The organism is Vibrio sp. QJM3NY_39 (assembly GCF_057785895.1).
In genome coordinates, this window is sequence record NZ_CM173506.1 from 794,552 (window position 1) to 814,574 (window position 20,023).

13 protein-coding genes and 1 pseudogene are annotated in these 20,023 nt (G+C 45.7%); 11 read left to right on the top strand and 3 right to left on the bottom strand.

Features of this window, described 5'->3' with window-relative positions:
• Positions 1–141: 141 nt before the first annotated feature.
• From gcl to AC3CHU_RS19465, 5 genes are all read left to right on the top strand, one after another.
• Positions 142–1,914, top strand: a complete 1,773-nt coding sequence (gcl, locus tag AC3CHU_RS19445) for a glyoxylate carboligase (protein WP_488526229.1) — start codon at positions 142–144, stop codon at positions 1,912–1,914.
• Between the two features lie 117 nt (positions 1,915–2,031).
• Complete coding sequence (gene hyi / locus AC3CHU_RS19450; protein WP_488526230.1) at positions 2,032–2,808, top strand: hydroxypyruvate isomerase; 777 nt, start codon at positions 2,032–2,034, stop codon at positions 2,806–2,808.
• Between the two features lie 37 nt (positions 2,809–2,845).
• A complete protein-coding gene (locus AC3CHU_RS19455) occupies positions 2,846–3,742 on the top strand; it encodes a 2-hydroxy-3-oxopropionate reductase (protein WP_488526231.1) in 897 nt (298 codons plus the stop codon).
• Between the two features lie 252 nt (positions 3,743–3,994).
• The gene (locus AC3CHU_RS19460) at positions 3,995–5,305 is read left to right on the top strand and encodes a glycerate kinase type-2 family protein (protein ID WP_488526232.1); all 1,311 of its coding nucleotides are present in this window, start codon (positions 3,995–3,997) and stop codon (positions 5,303–5,305) included.
• Positions 5,306–5,468: 163 nt separating this feature from the next.
• Positions 5,469–6,086, top strand: a complete 618-nt coding sequence (locus AC3CHU_RS19465; protein ID WP_017111425.1) for a TetR/AcrR family transcriptional regulator — start codon at positions 5,469–5,471, stop codon at positions 6,084–6,086.
• A gap of 93 nt (positions 6,087–6,179) precedes the next feature.
• On the opposite strand, the gene AC3CHU_RS19470 is transcribed toward AC3CHU_RS19465, so the two are convergent.
• Both AC3CHU_RS19470 and AC3CHU_RS19475 read right to left on the bottom strand, forming a co-directional pair.
• Positions 6,180–7,430 (bottom strand): sensor histidine kinase, encoded by a 1,251-nt coding sequence (locus AC3CHU_RS19470; RefSeq protein ID WP_488526233.1) that lies wholly within the window; start codon positions 7,428–7,430, stop codon positions 6,180–6,182.
• A 56-nt stretch (positions 7,431–7,486) separates the two neighbouring features.
• A pseudogene (locus AC3CHU_RS19475) lies at positions 7,487–8,184 on the bottom strand (response regulator transcription factor).
• Between the two features lie 231 nt (positions 8,185–8,415).
• Here AC3CHU_RS19475 and AC3CHU_RS19480 point away from each other — a divergent pair.
• From AC3CHU_RS19480 to AC3CHU_RS19495, 4 genes are all read left to right on the top strand, one after another.
• A complete protein-coding gene (locus AC3CHU_RS19480) occupies positions 8,416–9,249 on the top strand; it encodes an efflux RND transporter periplasmic adaptor subunit (RefSeq protein WP_017075248.1) in 834 nt (277 codons plus the stop codon).
• Positions 9,250–9,251: 2 nt separating this feature from the next.
• Positions 9,252–12,269: an efflux RND transporter permease subunit gene (locus tag AC3CHU_RS19485; protein ID WP_488526234.1), complete on the top strand. Its 3,018-nt coding sequence runs from the start codon at positions 9,252–9,254 to the stop codon at positions 12,267–12,269.
• 194 nt (positions 12,270–12,463) lie between these two features.
• Positions 12,464–13,900, top strand: a complete 1,437-nt coding sequence (locus AC3CHU_RS19490) for an amidohydrolase (RefSeq protein WP_488526235.1) — start codon at positions 12,464–12,466, stop codon at positions 13,898–13,900.
• Positions 13,901–14,173: 273 nt separating this feature from the next.
• Positions 14,174–14,917, top strand: a complete 744-nt coding sequence (locus AC3CHU_RS19495; RefSeq protein ID WP_171307348.1) for an oligogalacturonate-specific porin KdgM family protein — start codon at positions 14,174–14,176, stop codon at positions 14,915–14,917.
• A 138-nt stretch (positions 14,918–15,055) separates the two neighbouring features.
• Here AC3CHU_RS19495 and AC3CHU_RS19500 read toward each other — a convergent pair whose 3' ends face one another.
• Positions 15,056–15,700, bottom strand: a complete 645-nt coding sequence (locus AC3CHU_RS19500; RefSeq protein ID WP_171307347.1) for a MurR/RpiR family transcriptional regulator — start codon at positions 15,698–15,700, stop codon at positions 15,056–15,058.
• Positions 15,701–15,871: 171 nt separating this feature from the next.
• Between AC3CHU_RS19500 and AC3CHU_RS19505 the strand changes: the two genes are divergently transcribed.
• Together AC3CHU_RS19505 and AC3CHU_RS19510 are read left to right on the top strand one after the other, a co-directional pair.
• Positions 15,872–17,275, top strand: a complete 1,404-nt coding sequence (locus AC3CHU_RS19505; RefSeq protein WP_048658931.1) for a PTS fructose transporter subunit IIC — start codon at positions 15,872–15,874, stop codon at positions 17,273–17,275.
• An 83-nt stretch (positions 17,276–17,358) separates the two neighbouring features.
• Entirely contained in the window at positions 17,359–20,016 is a 2,658-nt protein-coding gene (locus AC3CHU_RS19510) for a glycoside hydrolase family 38 N-terminal domain-containing protein (RefSeq protein WP_488526236.1), read from the top strand.
• The last annotated feature ends 7 nt before the right edge of the window (positions 20,017–20,023 follow it).

The following is a 20,023-nucleotide window of genomic DNA, read 5'->3' on the forward strand; positions in this document are numbered from 1 at the left end:
AAGCTTTTCAAGGTTGGTGCTTACTCAAAGTGGCCGTGTGATGTAACAAGATTGTTTCATTTTGGGGTTGATAAATAGCGAGGATGGTTCATAGTACACAAAAGTTAGTTTAATTGTATACAATCTGAACTGGAGGTTCGAATGGCAGTTATGAAAGCGATTGAAGCAGCGGTTGAAGTGCTTAAACGTGAAGGTGTAGACATCGCATTTGGTGTTCCCGGCGCAGCAATAAACCCTATGTATGCGGCTATGAAAAAGCTCGGAGGAATCGACCACGTCTTAGCTCGTCACGTAGAGGGTGCATCCCATATGGCTGAAGGGTACACACGTACCAATCAAGGCAATATAGGTGTGTGTATTGGTACTTCTGGTCCTGCGGGAACGGACATGATCACGGGCCTTTATTCTGCGACTGCAGATTCGATTCCAATTCTATGCATCACAGGTCAGGCTCCGCGTGCTCGCCTTCATAAAGAAGACTTCCAAGCGGTTGATATTGAATCCATTGCTAAGCCAGTGACTAAGTGGACAACCACGGTGCTGGAACCTGCACAAGTGCCACGTGCATTCCAAAAAGCCTTTCATTTAATGCGTTCGGGTCGTCCGGGGCCAATCCTGATTGATCTACCGATTGATGTTCAGCTGGCTGAGATTGAGTTTGATATCGATACCTATGAACCGCTAGAACCTTACAAACCGCAAGCAACCCGAGCGCAGGTTGAGAAAGCATTAACCATGATGTCTCAATCGGAAAAACCGCTGATTGTATCGGGTGGTGGCGTGATTAATGCTGGCGCGTCTGAATTGTTGCAGCAGTTTGCCGAGATCACTGGTGTTCCTGTTATTCCAACCTTAATGGGTTGGGGCTCGATTCCGGATGATCATGAGTTAATGGCGGGTATGGTGGGGCTACAAACTTCTCACCGTTACGGTAACGAAACCATGCTGAGTTCTGATTTTGTGTTTGGTGTTGGTAACCGCTGGGCTAACCGTCATACCGGCTCTGTGGATGTTTACACCGAAGGCCGTAAGTTCGTACACGTCGACATTGAACCAACCCAAATCGGACGCGTGTTCTGTCCTGATTTAGGCATTGTCTCTGATGCAAAAGCTGCACTAGAGCTAATGGTTGAAGTGGCACAAGAGTGGCGTGACGCTGGCAAGCTGCCGAACCGAAATGCTTGGGCAAGTGAGTGTCAGGAACGCAAGTCGACCATGCTGCGTAAAACCAATTTCGATGAAGCGCCAATGAAACCGATGCGTGTTTATGAAGAGATGAACAAGGCATTTGGTCGTGACACTTGTTATGTGAGCACCATTGGTTTGTCGCAAATTGCTGCCGCTCAGTTCCTACATGTTTATAAGCCTCGTAACTGGATCAACTGTGGTCAAGCTGGCCCATTGGGTTGGACAACACCAGCCGCATTGGGTGTACGAGCAGCTGATCCTGATCGCGATATTGTCGCTATCTCTGGAGACTATGATTTCCAATTCATGATCGAAGAGCTGGCCGTTGGCGCGCAATTTAACTTGCCATACATTCATGTGTTGGTGAACAACTCGTACTTAGGTTTGATTCGCCAAGCACAGCGCCAATTTGATATCGATTATTGTGTACAACTGGCGTTCGATAACCAGAATGCGCCAGAGCTTGAAGGCTACGGTGTTGACCATGTAGCCGTTGTTGAAGGCTTAGGTTGTAAGGCGATTCGAGTTCGTGAACCAGACCAAATTGCCGCGGCGTTTGAGCAAGCCAAAGAGCTGATGAACAAGCACAAGGTGCCAGTGGTCGTTGAGCTGATTCTTGAGCGAGTAACCAACATTGCGATGGGCGTAGAGATCAACGCCATCAATGAATTTGAACCGCTTGCCGAAAGCCGTGGCGATGCCCCAACAGCGCTAGCGTACAAGTAATCATTAAGTCATGTGTATCCGTAGAGCTGAGGTTTAGCTCTACGGAAAGTCTCCAATAGAGCGAGGCTTTACTACAAATACCCCAGATTTTTACAGATAAAGAATAAGGACAGAGTCATGGCAAAATTTGCAGCAAACTTGTCGATGTTATTCACGGAAGTTGATTTTATGGATCGCTTTGAAGCTGCCGCAGAAGCGGGCTTTCAAGGTGTGGAGTATCTTTTCCCTTACGCCTTTGATGCTCAGGCAATCAAAGCAAAGCTCGACGCTAATGACCTAGAGCAAGTGCTATTTAACTTGCCAGCGGGTGATTGGGACGCTGGCGACCGTGGTATTGCGGTAGACCCAGCGCGAGTTGAAGAGTTTCAAGCGGGTGTGCCTAAAGCGATTGCTTACGCGAAGGCTCTTGGCTGTACACAAGTGAATTGCTTGGCCGGGATTGTTCCACAAGGTGTGACCCAACAAGACGCGCAATCGGCGTTTGTGATTAACCTGCATTACGCGGCAAACGCGCTAGCAGCAGAAGGTATCAGCTTAGTGATAGAAGCGATCAACACCCGCGATATTCCGGGCTTCTTCTTGAACACCACAGAGCAAGCCAAAGCGATCATCAAAGAGGTCGGGAGCAATAACCTTTCTATCCAATACGATATTTATCACATGCAAATAATGGAAGGCGATCTTACGCCGACTATGCAGCAGAACATTGGCCAAATCGCACACGTCCAACTGGCTGATAACCCAGGCCGACACGAACCGGGTACTGGAGAAATCAATTACCCATTCGTGCTCAATTATCTTGATGAGCTGGGCTACCAGGGTTGGGTTGGCTGCGAATACAAACCTAAAACGACAACGACAGAAGGCCTTGGTTGGCTGCACCAGTACCGTTAATTACGTCTGGTAACCCTCAAACGTTAAGGAGAACAACATGTCTAAAATTGCATTTATCGGAACTGGCATCATGGGTAAACCTATGGCGAGTAACCTTCAAAAAGCAGGTCACGATTTGATTCTGTCGGATCACTTTAATGCAGCACCTGCCGATCTTGTGGCAGCGGGCGCAACGGTCTGTCATTCACCAGCGGAAGCGGCTGAAGCCGCGGATATCATTATCCTAATGGTGCCGAATACCCCTCAAGTTGAAGATGTCCTGTTTGGTGACAACGGCGTCGAGAAAGGTCTCACAGCAGGTGGCGCAACGGGTAAGCTGGTTATCGATATGAGTTCAATCTCGCCAATCGCAACCAAAGCGATTGCAGCGCGCATCAACGAAGGTGGTGCTTCATACCTCGATGCTCCAGTTTCAGGTGGTGAAGTGGGCGCGATTAACGCGGCTCTGACTATCATGGTGGGCGGTGAGCAAGACGCCTTTGATAAAGCACGACCTCTGTTCGAAATCATGGGTAAGAACATCACGCTAGTAGGCGACAACGGTGCGGGTCAAACCTGTAAGGTTGCCAACCAGATCATCGTTGCACTAAACATTGAAGCGGTCTCTGAAGCATTGGTGTTTGCATCAAAAGCAGGCGCTGATCCAGCACGAGTTCGTCAGGCTCTATTAGGTGGCTTTGCTAATTCTAAGATCTTGGAAGTGCACGGCGAACGCATGGTTGAAGGCACATTCGACCCGGGCTTTAGAATATCGCTTCACCAGAAAGACCTGAATCTTGCGCTAACGGGCGCACAAGAGTTAGGGGTTGCATTACCGAATACGGCTAACGCTCAAGAGCTGTTTGGCGAGTGTGCCGAAATGGGCGGAGAAAGTTGGGACCACTCTGCGCTTATTCAAGCGATTGAGAAACGTTCTGACCACTCGATTCGTTAATCTAATTAACGGTTCGTCTGTTTAGTGGTTAGTCAATCAACTGATTATCCATTAATTAATTCGGGCTGCTATTGATTCGTAGCCCACCAGTTTCAAACAGTTTGTTTATAAATCGCGTAGTTTCGTCTCCTTTTATACGCGTTCCTGATACGAGGCAGAGGTTGAAGTTGTTCCTTTCCAACTTGATCTTAGCAGGCACCCTTTGGCCTTGTATCGGGGTTCTTTTTTTCTCCGTCAACTAAGGAGTGGCTGATGGACATTGATGCTAAGCAGTTTCTACAAACCCTTTTCTCAAGTGCTGTTAATCAGGCGCTACCTAAAAATCACATCGAACCTTTTCTTCCTAAAGACATTTTTTATCGCTCAGCTAACCAAGCTGGGCGAACTGTGGTAATTGGCGCAGGAAAAGCGGCCGCGTCGATGGCCGCTGAGCTAGAGGCCATCTGGCAAGTTAAGCAACAGCAAGATCTCGCACTGCGTGATCTTGAAGGTTTAGTCGTGACCCGCTACGAACACACCGCACCTTGCGAACACATTGAGGTGATCGAAGCGGCGCACCCCGTCCCGGATGCGATGGGCTTAGAAGTGAGCCAACGTATGCTGGAATTAGTGAGTGGCCTGAGTGCTGACGACACCGTTATTTGTCTACTGTCTGGCGGCGGTTCTGCTTTGCTAAGCCTGCCCGGTGGCGACATCAGCTTGGCTGAGAAGCAACAAATCAATAAGGCGCTGCTTAAATCAGGCGCCGCCATTGATGAGATGAACTGTGTGCGTAAACACTTATCGTCTATCAAAGGTGGGCAACTAGCGAAAGCTGCGTATCCAGCAAGAGTAGTCTCTTTAGCGATTTCAGATGTACCTGGCGATGACATCAGTGTGATTGCATCAGGCCCAACCGTACCCGACACCACGACACGTTTTGATGCGATGGCAATTTTAGAACGTTACCAGATAGAAACGCCACGCTCGGCATTTGAATGGTTAAATAATCCAGAGTCAGAAACCGTTAAGCCAGATGACGTCTGTTGGAAAAACGCAGAGCACCATATTATTGCCACGCCGATGTCGGCATTGGAAGCAGCCGCGGCAGAGGCCGAAGGTTTAGGTATTCCTGCTTATGTGCTGAGTGACTGCATTGAGGGTGAAGCGCGAGAAGTGGCGAAGGTACATGCTGCATTGGCCAAACAAGTGGCTAATAACAATCATCCATTTGTGACGCCTTGCGTGATACTTTCCGGTGGCGAAACCACAGTAACCGTTAAAGGCAATGGTCGCGGTGGGCGTAACTGTGAGTTCTTATTGAGCTTGTATAATGAGCTTAAAGGCCAAGACAATATCTTCGCTCTGGCGGCTGATACCGACGGGATTGATGGCGTGGAAGACAATGCGGGCGCGTGGATTACCCCACAAACATGGCAACAAGGTTCGAGCTTGTCGCTTAAAGCGCAAGACTACCTCGATGCCAACAACAGCTACGATTTCTTCAAGCAAGTCGATGTGCTTCTTACTACGGGACCAACGCTGACTAATGTGAATGACTTCCGCGCAATATTGATTCTTTAACTTGAACAGTTCAAAAACACGGTATGGAATGGTCGCTTCTTAACAAATAGAGCGGCCATTTTATTGTTATCAATGCGGTGACCTTGAGTTCTGAGATTATCTTCTGGACTAATGAAGCACGTTGATTACTATGGCTTTAGTAATGAGCTGTAAAGGATGCAACATGTCTAGGATCAGACAAAAGAATCAAGATTTAATCATCGAAGTCGCGTGTGAACAATTCGCTACTCATGGATATGCCGCAACAAAAATGGCTGATATCGCGAAAGCGGCCGACATCCCTAAACCTAATGTATTCTATTATTTCAGCTCCAAAGATAAGCTCTACAATGCTGTTCTAGAAACCGTCACTCAGCCCTTACTGGAAGCGTCACGTCCGATTGAAGAGCTCAGCGACCCTGTTGAAGCCTTGTCTCAATATATTCAAACCAAGCTGATCATTTCTCGTGATCATCCGCACGCCTCTAAAGTGTTTGCCAATGAAGTGATGTCGGGCGCTAAGGTGCTTCCGAAAGAGATTGGTGATGAGCTGTATAAGCAATCTCAGATGATCCTCGATAAGTTCTCAACGTGGTCAGCACAAGGTTTAATGGATGACGTTCCTGCACACCACCTGATGTTTACCATCTGGGCAGCCACCCAAACTTACGCCGATTTTGGCTGGCAGATTTGCAGCGTGATGCAGAAAGATCAGCTCGATGACAAAGACTATGAAGATGCCGCTGAATTCATCACCCAGTTAGTGATTAAAGGGTGTGGAGTGAAAGGAAAGGCGGAATAGCTCATTCCTCAGATTCATTAAAAAAGGACATCACTCGATGTCCTTTTTTGTATACGCTGTTTCTTGTAAGAGCCGCTTTTGAATATACGCAGTTTATACATCGTTTCGAGAAAAGTTCGCAGTGCAGCCAAAACTGTTTGATGTCGAGTTTGAATGCGCGTTATCAGTCAGAGTTGATGTCCAGCCGTAACTGTCTCCGATGCGTTTTACGATGATTAGGCCAAGGCCGTGTTCAGTTTTTGTATCATCATTCAGCCCTGCGCCAGTATCAGAAACGGAAATCGTGTTTGAGTTGATGGTCACCGAGATTTCACCTTGCGTGGTAAATCGAATCGCGTTTTCAATGTAGTTCTTCAATACCATATTCACCAGTGGCAACGGCATGTTGAGCGTGGTGTTTGGTGCAACGTTTAATACCAATTCAACGCCAGAAGCTAACATCGAGTGGTACTTCGATAAATCGATAGTGGCATCGTTGATAACGGTGAGTGTTTTTTCGGTTGAAGAGTTCTCTTGTTTAACAATGTTCAATAACACCTCAACGGTGGAACTCATGCCATTGGCCGCCCCAAGAATACGTTCGCGTTGCTTGGTTTGGAATGCTAGGTCGTTAGGCTTCATAGCTTGCAATTCGGCAGCGCCAAGAACAATCGCTATCGGTGTTTTTAATTCGTGGCTAGCGTATTTCGCAAACATCATCTCTTGCTTGGCAAGTCGGTCTTTCATTTTTGAGTAACTGTTGAGGTGTGAGGTGAGTATCTGCAATTCATCAACGGTATTCGTCGGGACATGGAAGTTATCGGACTCATGTTTGCTGAGTTGAGTGCTGAGGTTTTTAATCGGTGCCATCAGTTGGTCGAACACTCGCTTGAGAGTAATCCGCAAAACAATGATCAGTCCGAGCATAAGCAAAGTTGAGATTGCCATCAATACACCCCAACTGTCATCCCATAGGTCCATATCAAAAGAGCTGATGGTGATGTAAGTCGGAATATTTTTGCCTTGATCTTCAAACGCAAAGTGATAGACGATCACGCCGGGAATAATAATGTCTTCTTCAGAGAGTCTTATTTCAAAACGTTGGCGATCCACTGTATCCAATGCCATGGGCGGTAGTTTTTTGAGTTGGTCGGTAAAGTCGCCTTCACCATAATAAGCAGTCACGTTGTCCGAGAGCTTTAGGCTACCTTCGGGTGAAAGGCGTTTGTAGAATTGTTCTGCCACACCTCTAAATGATTTGAGGTGGCTCTCTATTTGAGCCTCTTCCTGCCAAACTAAACGAAGCGAGAACACAAAAAATACCACGCATGAAGAAACCAGTGCGATGACAGCAAAGGTACGCATGGTGCGGATCCTGACATCCTCGATGGAGTTGCCTAGCTTGGTTCGAATCTTCATGTTTATTGCGGCTCGCTTGCATATAAGATCAATTGAAAACCGTGTTTAGGAATCGTCTCAACATAGGAAACTTGAATGGCTTATCGAGGACGTTTCTTAACAAATAGATATGGCTACGAAGTACATCTTTGTCTGGAATGTCATCTCCCCAAAGCATGAAGATTAAGCTTTCACGAGATACGACACCGCCCTGAGCTTTCACTAACTCTCTCAGAATTTGGAACAAGATAGGGGTCAGAGTTAGCGTTTGTCCGTCTCTTGAAGCTGTGTGTGTTTTTTCATTAATCATCACCTCGCCATAACTTAAAGTTTTTTGGGTAACCAAGCCTTTATTGCGTTTGATGAGGGCGCAAAGACGAGCTTCTAGTTCTGGAAAATTGAAGGGCTTGGTCACAAAGTCATCCGCGCCAGAATCGAAGCTGTTTAATAGATCTTCTTGGCCATTCAAGGCTGTTAGCATCAAAATCGGTGTCGTTACGCCATTTTGGCGCAGTTTAGTGGCCACTTGCATACCATCAAGCTTGGGCAGCATAACGTCTAGGATAATTGCATCGAAGTTGTTCTTCATTGCTAGCTTGAAGCCTTGATCGCCATCTGAAGCAAAATCCGCGATAGCCTCTTTAACCTCTAAGAAGTCGGCAATAATGCCTTGTAGTTCGATATTGTCTTCAACAACTAAAATACGACTGCGCTCAAGCATCTATTTGCTCCATTAAAATATCTGCTCTCATCAAAACATCGACTCCCAGCAAACTTTGACTCCAAACAAAAACGTAGCCTATCCAAAATTATGTCGAATTTATGTCTAATTGATAGCGTTAATCAAAAAATTCAACGTCTTCCGATTATTTTTCAATGTCGAATCGACTTCGACTTTAATTCGACAAAGACAGTTCAACAATAGCTCACATCAATAGGTGAAGGTTGAATTATGAAAACTCAAATTATCGTGCTGGCTGCACTTCTCGGTGTCTCAACGACTCAAGTATCAATAACTCAAGCAACAGAGCTGATCGGTCACGTTCAAGGGTTGAACAAACACAGTGTTGTGGCAGAAGTGCCCGGTGTCGTGGAGATGAATAACCTTGAAGTGGGCGACGCCGTCAACCAACAACAAGTGCTTGCTCAGATTAAAGCCAACGATTTTAAGTTTAGCGTGGATAAGGCTAAAGCGAATCTAGCCCTTGCTGAAGCGAATCTTGCATTACGAAAAGCAACTTATAACCGCTATCAAGCCCTTATCGAAAAGAACAGCCTCTCAATCGGTGAGCTAGACACAGCACGTGCTGAATTTTTAAGCGCGAAAGCGTCAGTGTCTGTGGCTCAAATTGACTACCAACAATCTCAAGTGGACCTTGAAAATACTCAGATTGAATCTCTTATTTCGGGTTATATATCCAACAAACCCGCGCAATCGGGAGCTTGGGTAAGTGAGGGGGACTTGCTTTATGAAGTGGTCAATATTGATAAGGTCACTCTGTCATTTATGGCAAGTGAGTATGACCTAAAACACTTCACTGTTGGTCAAGAAGTGGTGGTGTGGTCTGAAACCAACCCTGAGATAAAGATGGAAGCGAGCGTGCAGCGCATTGGCGTTGAGATGCAAAATTTAACCTACCCAGTATTGGTCGAGATCACCAACCAAGGTCATCAGTTTAAGCCGGGCATGTCAGTTTACGCCTCGACGGATCTTTCTATTCAAAGTATGACAACCGCTCAAACAGCATCGAATCAAGCAATATCGAATGACAGTAAAGGGCAGTAGAGATGAACTTTTTAGCATACTTCGCGAATCGTCAGTTTTTGGCTCGTATCATCACCGTTATGGTGTTGTTGACGGGTGCTATGTCGCTAATGCAGCTCAATTTACAAGAGTATCCAGATGTTGCGATGGACACGGCAGAAATTGAAACCAGCTATCCGGGCGCGACAGCTCAAGACATTGAACTGAACATCACTAACCCGATAGAGAAAGAACTTCGTTCAGTCGATGGCATTGCCTACTTTTCATCAGAATCCTCAGAAGGACGTTCTTTTATCGAGGTCGAATATTTGCCTGGTGAAGATGCGGCTATGATCTTGAGAGATATACAGCAAGCCGTGGACCGAGTCGGTAATCTGCCGAAAGATATTGACTCGCCCCCGGTTGTGACTCAGCAGAAAACCTCTTCTTTTGATGTTTATCACTTTGGCGTGAGCCTAACTGAGAGCAATACAGATTCAGCGTCGTTACAGCATTATGCGTATCAATTAGAAAAGAAAATTAACAGTCTTGGTGGCGTGGGTTCTATCAAGCTTTCTGGTTTTAATGAGCGAGAGTTTTGGGTTGAAGTTGACCCTGAAAAAGCACGCCGCTATCAAGTTGCTTTCGATGATGTGAGCACCGCGATAGAGCAACACAACCTGTCTCAATCGGGTGGTTTTGTCGAGTCATGGAGCCAAGAGCAAAAGATTGTCACCATGACGAAAGTAGAGTCGACGGGTGATGTGTCTAACATCGTGATTAAGGCGCTAGATTCTGGTCAAGTTGTCCGAGTGTCGGATGTGGCGACCGTTATTGATACCTTCGCGCGAGCAACCGAAGATCCGGTGATGAGCGGGAAACCTGCGGTCATTTTCTCTATCACAAATAGCGGCAGTGCAGATGTCATTACAACTATCGACAGCATTAAGGCTCTGTTGGACAAAGAAAGCGAACGCATTGGCGACCAATTTATTTTCCAGAACAGCCTCGATCTTGGTCAGGATATGGATGAGAAGTTCTCTATCGTGGCAACCAATGGTGCGATAGGTTTGGTGTTGGTTCTGTTGATCTTGAGCATGATCCTGCAACGACGCGTCGCTTTCTGGGTCTCGGTCTCTATCCCATTCTGTGTCTTCGGTGTGATGATCGTTTTGCCAATCATGGGGTTGAACTTAGACAGCATCACACTCGCAGCACTGTTGTTGGTGATCGGCATTATCGTTGATGACTCGGTGATCATCGCCGAGAGCATCTTCCAAGAAAAAGAAGCGGGCAAAAAAGGTGTCGATGCTGCGGTGTCGGGTACTTTAAAAGTGATCAAACCATTGATGGCAAGCCTTGTCACAACGGCCTTGGTATTTATCCCGATGATGTTCATTCCGGGTACCATGGGTAAAGCGGTTGCTGTGATCCCGATTACCGTTATCGCAGCGCTCGTGTTCTCATTCATTGAATGTACCTTAACGTTGCCAGCGCATTTATCGTTGGCTAAAGAGAGCAACTCAAAGACACAAGAGAAAGATCGATTTGAATGGATCTCAAACCGTTATCGCTCTCTGCTGAATATGGCTCTGAACTACAAGAAGTCAGTGATTGCATTGGCGTTGGTTGGCTTCGCAGCTTCTGGCTTTTTGGTATCTTCGTTGAAAGTGGATATCTTCCCGACAGAAGCAGGTAAATACATTGAGGTGTACACCGAAGTGAAGGCGGGTACTCCGCTCACTAAAGTGCGCGATGCTCATCAATTGATAGAGCAAGCGATTGAATCTCTGCCAGAAAATGAATTGGTTAGCTATGAGTTGATTTACTCGTCATCAGTATCTCAAGGGGTTATCAACTTAACTAACTTTGACCAACGCACCCGCTCTGCGGAACAGATTATTACGGCGCTCAATGAAGAGTTGGCAGCGCTGTCTGGTGACATGTTCATCAAGTTTTCGATTGATGCTGGTGGTCCTCCTCCCGGCGACCCCGTTGAGGTACGTGTACTTGGCGGAACTGAGAGTGAACGCAATCAAACTGTGGATTTGGTGATGGCTTGGCTAGAAGACTACCAAGGCGTGACCAGCATCAATCACAGTGAGGCATTGAAAGATCCTCAATTGAATATTGTTCCTCAGTATCATTGGTTGGCGAAGTACAACTTAACGGTGAGTGATTTATCGAATGCGTTGCGTGTGGGTTTTGATGGCAACAGCGTGACATCCACTTGGCTTGGCGATCAAGAAGTCGATATCCGTGTGGTCTTGGACGAGCAATTTCGCGATATCGAGAAACTGAAAACCACCAAAATTTACACAGCAGATGGGCAGCAAGTACCACTCAGTCGATTAGCCATGGTTGAACAGATAGAAATCCCTCGCCTTATTAAGCATTACAACGGTGAGCGAGAAGTAACGGTATCGGCGGCTTTGTCTGATGAGAGTATTAGTCCGGTTGCGTTATCCGATGAACTACTGACAGAGCTCACGGGTCAATATCCACCGAGCGTGACCATTAACGTAGGCGGTGAGGCTGAAAGTACCAACGAAACCATGAGTGGCTTCATGGTGGTATTCCCTGCGGCGATGGTTGCTATCTACTTCGTATTGGCGGTGATGTTCAATTCATTGTTGCAACCACTGCTCATTATGGCGGTCATCCCGTTCGCGATTATGGCTTCATTGATGGCACTCGTGGTTCACATGCAGCCGATGTCTTTGTTTGGATTGATTGGTGTACTTGGGATGACGGGTGTTGTGGTCAACAACTCACTAGTGCTGATAAACCGAATCAATGAGCTAAGAATCGAAGGTTTAGATGTGATAACGGCGGTGACTCAAGCGGCGGTCAGTCGTCTGCGTCCAATTGTAATGACGTCACTGACCACAGTGGCAGGCCTGCTACCTCTAGCTTACGGGTTAGGTGGAATGGATGTGTTTATGGGCCCGATGTCGCTCACACTGGGCTATGGTTTGTTGTTCTCATTACCCGTTGTACTCTTGGTGATTCCAGCCATGTATGCGTTGTTCTTTTCTCGATCTAACAACAGTGAGTCATGATGCGCGGTTTTGTGACTTGTTGTGCAATAAGTCATTTAACTTAAAACTGGTTCGATTAGGTATGCCATTTTATTTAAATAACAGGTTATAGTATCGCGAAAATTGGCGGCACTTATTCTTCTGAAAAGCGAAAAGCTGGAAACTTAAAGATGAAGCCGCTAACGGTATTACACGCACAACATTAAGGTTTAGCAATGACGCTTAAAAGCTTGGCATGCACCATCAGCGCAGTTCTACTGGCAGGCTGTGGTTCGACGGTTGCAACTCAAACATACAACGCCGATCTGATCATCACCAACGGACAGGTTCTCACGATCAATTCAAAAATGGATGTGATTGAAGATGGCGTTGTAGTGGTGAAAAACGACCAGATCATCGCAGTCGGTAACGAGGATTTAATGACTCAATATCGCGCAGAAAAAGTGATTGATGCTCAAGATGGAATCGTCATGCCGGGCATGGTCAATGCTCACAACCATTTACCTATGATCGCGTTTCGTGGCCTAGGGGAAGAGGGCATCTCGAATCGTCTGTTTGCTTACTTCTTCCCTCTAGAAGCCGAAAAGTTAAGCCGTGAACTGATTTACAACGCGACTAAGCTAGGCAGCATCGAACTGGCACAAAGCGGCGTGACCACTTATGCCGATATGTATTACCACATGGATGAGATGGCGAAGGCGACCAAAGAAGTTGGCTTGCGCGCCGTGTTGGGCGAAACCGTGATTAAGTTCCCGGTGGTTGATGCCAAAGAACCTTACGGTGGGATTGAGTATGCTAAAGGCTTTATCGAGCAGTACAAAAACGATGAGCTAATCACGCCGGCGTATGCGCCACATGCGGTGTACACCGTGAGTAAAGATAAGCTTCAAGAAATTAATAAGCTATCGGCTCAATACGATGTGCCAGTGCTGATTCACGTTGCTGAATTTCCGAATGAAGAAAAGCGTATCAAAGATGAAACCAACGCCACGTCACCGGTCGAATACATGGATGAAATCGGTGTGCTCGATGAGCGTGTAGTGATTGCTCACGGTATCCACCTTTCAGAGAACGACCAAAAGCTATTGAAACAGGCTGATGCGGGTATCTCATACAATCCAATGGCGAATGCCAAAGGTGCGACAGGAATAGCTCCTGCGTGGGAAATGTACCGAGCTGATATGCGTATTGGTTTGGGAACCGATGGCCCAATGAGCTCAAACCAAGTTGATATCATGCGTACCCTAAGTTACGCAGCGAACATGCAACGCTTAAAGCATTCCGATCGCACCATCATGATCCCTGAGCAAGTGATTGAGATGGCGACATTAGGCGGTGCGAAAGCTTTGCACATGGAAGATCAAATCGGTTCTCTTGAAGTTGGAAAGAAAGCAGATATCGTGATTGTAGAGACACAATCAGCGAACATGATGCCAAGCTATGACCCATACGCGACATTGGTTTACCAAGCGAACCCAAGCAATATCGACACCACTATCGTTAACGGTCAAATCGTAATGGAAAACCGCGTGATGCAGACGGTTCAACTGGATGAAATCCGCCAAAGCGTCGATGAGTTTGAAGCCGATATCAAAGCCTTTGCCAAAGAGCTTTCTAAGAAAGCGATTAAGTCTAAGAGCTTGATGGATTAGGATCATTTAACGTTCAATGTTACCTGTCGGTTTTGCTTACTCAGAACTGACAGGTGGCTACGTTCTAGTTTGTTCTATTATCTATTATTCGAAAAAATTGCTCACGGTTTACGGCTAAAGCCCGTTTGGATACTGGTTTTGAATGTGACCAATCTTCAAGTTGAACCGTGATACATCGAATGTACCACAATACTTTTTACTCATTGAATACCTCAGTTTTATAGTGGCGGCGACGTAAAAGCTCGTCCCTCTAATAAAATATAAAGGTTGAAAATGAAAACCCAAGTCCTACTTTGTTCTACTCTTATTGCCCTTTCTTCAATGCCCACTTTTGCCGGAGAAACCAAGTTAGATGTGCGTTTTGGTCATAACACGGCATCTGATATTCGTGATAGCCGTGTCAAATTCATGCATACTTTTGATACAGGTTTCTACTTTAGTGCGGAGGCTGCTCAGATACATAATGATGGTTACTTTGCCGGTAATGATTCAAACGATGAAGATAAAAATGGTCTAAAAGCAGCCGCTCAAGAATTTGAAGCAACTTACAAATTCCAAATTAATGATCAGTGGTATTGGGCCCCTGGTCTGGTGACGGTCACCGCTCCAAATTGGACGGAATATCGCCCTTATCTAAAGTTGGGAACAAGCTTCGAAAATGGCGTGTCTTTAACTGGTCGTTACCGTTACAACTGGTCTAACGATGCGAATGGTAAAGACTATTTAGATGGCAGCGGCACGACTCGTGGCGCCTCTAATCAGTTTGATATCTGGCTATCAAAAAGCTTTGGTGACGTAGGTTTAATGTATAACCCTCGTTATCGTTATCAAGACGGTGTCGATCAAGGGACGGGGCGTGACGATTATTGGGAACACACAATAATGGTTAACTACCAGATTAATGAAACTTGGACACCATACATGGAGCTTGTCTCTGTCGATGAAACTTACGTGGACTCTAATGGTAATCGAGAAAACGACTATGCGGTGCGTCTAGGGTTTGTCATGAACCTTTAATTTAGCCCGTTCTAGAACAAGCTATGCCCTTGAACAAACAATGCCCATAGCATATGTCGATTCTTGGGTATGTGTGGAATCCAAAAGAGCAGCCATTGAGCTGCTCTTTTTTTGTTTGAGAGAACTGAAAGATTGATATTAAAAAGTCAGCAGTTCTTTACCTATTTGGTCGATGATTTGCAATGTGTGTATCTGAGACTCCCTGCCATACAAAGAAATACCATCTACCTGCTCCTCCAACGCGACGTTTAAGTGACAAACTTGGTCGAGAGTTGATCCATTGTGGCTTATCCCTAGTACCTTGAGCCCTTTTCGTTTTGCATTTTGTGCCATTTCAATCACAGCGTTAGTCTCGCCAGATTTACTGATAAGCAGCAGGGTACCGAGCTCTGCGCGAGTCAGTTGATGGATGTCTGTGATCACCAGGTGAGGCACATTTGCTAACGATAGAAATCGAGAAAGATAGCTAACACTCACGATGGACGCGCCACGTGAGTATAAATACACCACTGGTGACGACTTGAGTGTATTGGCTACACCAATAATCTGTTGCAGGTTCGTTTCATTCGACGGTTCAGTTACTTGTTGTCTTAGCTCGCTTGCTAACTTGTAACGTAGCGCCGTATAGCTTGCGTAACCCATCTTTTTACAGACACGGTTTACCGAAGTTGTGGTCGTTAAGGCTTTATTTGCAATGGTTTTGGCGGAAATATCTTGAAGTTCACTGGCGTGGCTGATCAAGTATTCATAAATCGCACGTTCTATACCTTGAAATGTGTTCATTGCTCTCAGCTATTATTGAATAGGCTATCAATATTACGCGGGAAAACGAGAAAAATACCATGACTTCAATCACAGATGTATCGTGATACGTCACTTGTACCACGAAACTGTGTCGTCATACATTCCAGCTTCATATACTGGCTGCAGTTGATAATTACAAGGTACTAAACCATGGCTAAGAAAAAACTGGTTGCAGTGACCGCCTGCCCTACAGGCATTGCACATACTTTCATGGCAGCTAAAAAAATTCAGAGTTGGGCTGAGAAGCAAGGCTATGAAGTTAAGGTTGAAACTCAAGGTAGCGATGGTGTTAAGAACAAGCTAACGGCGCATGATATCGCCACTGCCGACGGTGTTGTATTAGCGGTAGATGTGCCAATTATGGATATGGAGCGTTTCGACAATGCGAACCCACTTCAAGTTCGTACTCAAGAGCTCATTAAGCGTGTCGACGATTTACTTCCTACCGTTTTCTTACGTGGTAAAGAGAAATCGGATGCGGACGTTGAGATTCATGATGAGAAACGATCGGCTTACCAAGTTGCGATAGGCCACATTATGACAGGTATCAGCTACATGTTACCTGTGGTGGTATTGGGTGGCTTGCTGATGGCCGTGGCGAAAATTACTGGCGAGTTTGTTGATATCTCGGGTACGCCAATTGAGACACTGGATAAGCTTGGTTTTATGACGATCAAGTTTATGTACCCAATTTTTGCTGGTTACTTAGCCTATTCGATTGCGGGTAAACCAGCCCTGATTCCTGCCTTCATTGGCGGTTTGATGACAGACGAGCCGTACAAACGATTTTTCGACTTGGAAGGTTGGGCTCCCTCGGGCTTCTTTGGCGCGATAGCGATTGGCTTCATCGTCGGCTATTTGGTTCGCTATCTAAATGATGTTATTCGGGTAAGAACCGATCTTACAACGTTGAAAACTATGCTGTTAGTGCCTGCAGTGACGGGCGTGGTCATGGTGTTAACGATGGAGTACGCGATTAACCCATTCTTTGGTGCACTTAATCTCGCAATGGTCCATTTCTTTACTGAAGCTGGTGACGCAGGCCGAGGTATCTACTCAATGGTGATAGCTGCCGGAACGGCATTTGATTTAGGTGGTCCGATAAACAAAGCTGCTGGTTCGGTTGCACTAGGCCTCAATGGTATGAGTGAAGGCTTTGACCTAATAGCGCGTGAACTGGGTATCGTGATTCCACCTATCGGAGTTGGCTTAGCGGCGATGTTAGATGGAAAATTCCGCAAACGTGTGTTTACTCCAGAAGAACAAACCGTAGGTAAAACCTCTTTAATGCTTGGCATGATCGGTATTTCAGAAGGTGCAATTCCGTTCATTCTTAAGAATCCTAAGATGATTCCAATCATGATCCTTGGCTCAGTTATAGGTACTCAATTAGCTGTGGTTCTTAATGTCTTCCAAAGCTTGCCTCTACCCGCTGTTTGGGGGTGGTTCCTGTCTTCAGACCCAATTAGCTACACATTATCTGTGTTCGTTGGTTCAGGGTTTATAGCGATAGCACTCTTGCTGTGTACTAAACCTCAGCCGAGCAATGCCTAAGTAGGTAGCTTCATTATTCAAAATTAAAGAGGGGGAGTAAGTACTTCTCCTTTATTCAAATTAAGACAAGTCGAGATAAATCAATGACTAAAATTCATGTAATTCCGCATACACACTGGGATCGTGAGTGGTATTTTACTCAACAAGACAGTGACGTCTTAGCTGCATACAACTTTACTAAAGTGATTGAAACGCTAGAAGATCAGCCAGAATACAGCTGTTATCACCTAGATGGTCAGTCTTCAATTGTTGAGGATTACCTTAAAGTCCTACCACACATGCGTGAGCGCTTGGCACAGTTGGTCGTGGATAAGAAACTATTCATCGGTCCTTGGTATACCCAAACGGATACTTACAACGTCGCTGGTGAATCGATTATCCGTAATCTGAAATACGGAATGCACATTGCCGAAAGCTTAGGGCACAGCATGAAGGTTGGCTACTTGCCTGATACCTTTGGACACAACGCGCAAATGCCAACGTTATTTAAAGGCATCGGTATTGATAACATCATCTTTTGGCGAGGCATTGACTACGACCAACAAGTAAATCGTTCGAACTTTAACTGGCGCTCGGCTGGTGGCGATGAAATTTATGCTTATAACTTGGTACATGGTTATGGTGCTGCGAAGAATATGGTTGCAACATCGGAGCATTTAGACAAAAAAATCTTCCCAATGGTTGAGAAAATTAAATCACTTTCTGGTTTGAATGAAGTGCTGATCCCATCGGGTGGTGACCAAGTCAATATTGATCCTGAACTTCCAAAAACGTTACAGGCAGCAACGCAGCGCTCTCCAGAAAAAGACGTGTACGCAATTTCATCGATGGAAGCATTCGTCGATGTACTGCGAGCTAACAGTGATAGTTTCGAAACTTACGACGGTGAATTTAAAGCCCCGCGCTATGCTCGAATTCACAAGACGATTGGATCCGTTCGATACGACATCAAGAAGCTTAACTTTGATATTGAGCAGTTCCTAATTAAGAAGCTTGAAGTGGTTGTTGCTATAGCTAAAGCGCAAGGCATCACGGTACACACAGAGCTGATTGATATCGCGTGGAAGAAGATTCTTGAATGCCACGCGCACGATAGCATTGGTGGTTGTAACAGTGATGCGACTAACGCCGATATCATGCACCGCCTCAAACAGGCTCAAGAAATCTGTCACGGCTTATATAACTTAGTGATCAAAGAGATTGCGAGCAGTTGTCACGATGACGAGTTGATGTTGTTCAACGGACAACTTCAACCATACACGGGGTTCGTTAAAACGGTTGTATTCAGTTCGCATGAGAACATCGCCATTACCGATGGTGAACAAGAGTACGCAATCGAAGTGATCAAACGTGAAACTTTAGATGGTGGCAAGGTCATTGAGGTCACTAAAGATGGTGAGAAAGAAGTATCCGTGCCGCCTTACTACCGTTTTGAGTTAAACATTTCGGTGAATGATTTACCTGCTATGGGATATCAGGTATTTGAGGTTCAAGGAAGCAATCAAAGCAACCGCAAAGTTGAAGTACGAGATCAAACGTCGATAGAGAACGGTTCTCTTATGTTGACGTGTGAGGGGAGTCAACTTCAATTAGTCGACAAAAATACCAACCGCGTTATTCCTCAACTTCTCACGTTTGAGGAGCAGGCGGACGACGGTGACTCTTATGATTTCTCGCCGCTAAGAGGTGATACACCACTTTATAACCAAACGATTGAACTCATTGAGACGCAGATTGGTAACACCGAACAAGTGATGACGGTACGAGCAACATTAGACATCCCTGTTGATCTTGATGCCCGCGTTGCGAATCAAAATGATCATCAAGCGGTATTTGATGTGAGGTTAACGCTTTGCAAAGATAACCAGCAACTTGTTGTAAGCATTGTCACGGTTAACCAAGCAAAAGATCATCGAGTGCGTGTCTTGGTTAACTCTGATGTTCAAACCAACACTTCGATCAGCACTCAGCCATTTGCTTTGATGGAGCGACCTGTCGAACCATCGACTTCTGGTTGGGAGAAAAGCTTCCGTGAGTGCCCAATTGATGTAGAAACCACTGATGGTGCCGTAGCACTAGCCGACGAAAACAAAGCGCTAGTCATTAATGGCAGCGGCCTTAAAGAGTTCCAAGTTATCAAAGGAGAGCACTCAGACAAGATTGCGCTCACTCTATTTAAATCAACGGGTGTACTTGGAAAAGATGATCTAGCGTGGCGACCGGGCCGAGCTTCTGGCATCAATAATACGGTTGTTCATACACCGGATGCTCAATTACAAAAATCCATGCAATTTAGTTTTGCTCTCGCTCTTACTGAAGATGCGCACCACAGCACGGTGCGTAAGTTAGAGTGTCAATATCTCGATGTGCCGTTTAGCTACCAAAAACAAACACTGAACAGTTTTGAGAATCGATTAGAGCGTTTCCAAGTGCGGTTCGACGCACGTGACCGTTTGGCCTCGTTTAGCCTATTGTCGATGACTCAAGCATTAGAGTTATCGAGTATTGGTCACTCCTTTTATAAAAAAGATGCGGTGATTATCCGGTTATTTAATCCTACGGATTCGGAAGTCGACCTCGATTTAAATGCGTTTGGACAATTCAAACAAATAGAGTTGGTGGATTACCGAGAGCAGCCAAAAGTGTACACAGGCTCTGGAATCGATGCTGGTGAAAAGAGCTGTGTTGTTAAGCCTAACAACAGTATTGATTTACGCGTAACGTTTAACGTTGCTCGATAAGGATTAA

Excerpts from the sequence above, each read along its gene's own strand:
- gcl (WP_488526229.1), top strand. The coding sequence starts at position 142 with ATGGCAGTTATGAAAGCGATTGAAGCAGCGGTTGAAGTGCTTAAACGT.
- hyi (WP_488526230.1), top strand. The coding sequence starts at position 2,032 with ATGGCAAAATTTGCAGCAAACTTGTCGATGTTATTCACGGAAGTTGAT.
- AC3CHU_RS19455 (WP_488526231.1), top strand. The coding sequence starts at position 2,846 with ATGTCTAAAATTGCATTTATCGGAACTGGCATCATGGGTAAACCTATG.
- AC3CHU_RS19460 (WP_488526232.1), top strand. The coding sequence starts at position 3,995 with ATGGACATTGATGCTAAGCAGTTTCTACAAACCCTTTTCTCAAGTGCT.
- AC3CHU_RS19465 (WP_017111425.1), top strand. The coding sequence starts at position 5,469 with ATGTCTAGGATCAGACAAAAGAATCAAGATTTAATCATCGAAGTCGCG.
- AC3CHU_RS19470 (WP_488526233.1), bottom strand. The coding sequence starts at position 7,430 with ATGCGTACCTTTGCTGTCATCGCACTGGTTTCTTCATGCGTGGTATTT.
- AC3CHU_RS19480 (WP_017075248.1), top strand. The coding sequence starts at position 8,416 with ATGAAAACTCAAATTATCGTGCTGGCTGCACTTCTCGGTGTCTCAACG.
- AC3CHU_RS19485 (WP_488526234.1), top strand. The coding sequence starts at position 9,252 with ATGAACTTTTTAGCATACTTCGCGAATCGTCAGTTTTTGGCTCGTATC.
- AC3CHU_RS19490 (WP_488526235.1), top strand. The coding sequence starts at position 12,464 with ATGACGCTTAAAAGCTTGGCATGCACCATCAGCGCAGTTCTACTGGCA.
- AC3CHU_RS19495 (WP_171307348.1), top strand. The coding sequence starts at position 14,174 with ATGAAAACCCAAGTCCTACTTTGTTCTACTCTTATTGCCCTTTCTTCA.
- AC3CHU_RS19500 (WP_171307347.1), bottom strand. The coding sequence starts at position 15,700 with ATGAACACATTTCAAGGTATAGAACGTGCGATTTATGAATACTTGATC.
- AC3CHU_RS19505 (WP_048658931.1), top strand. The coding sequence starts at position 15,872 with ATGGCTAAGAAAAAACTGGTTGCAGTGACCGCCTGCCCTACAGGCATT.
- AC3CHU_RS19510 (WP_488526236.1), top strand. The coding sequence starts at position 17,359 with ATGACTAAAATTCATGTAATTCCGCATACACACTGGGATCGTGAGTGG.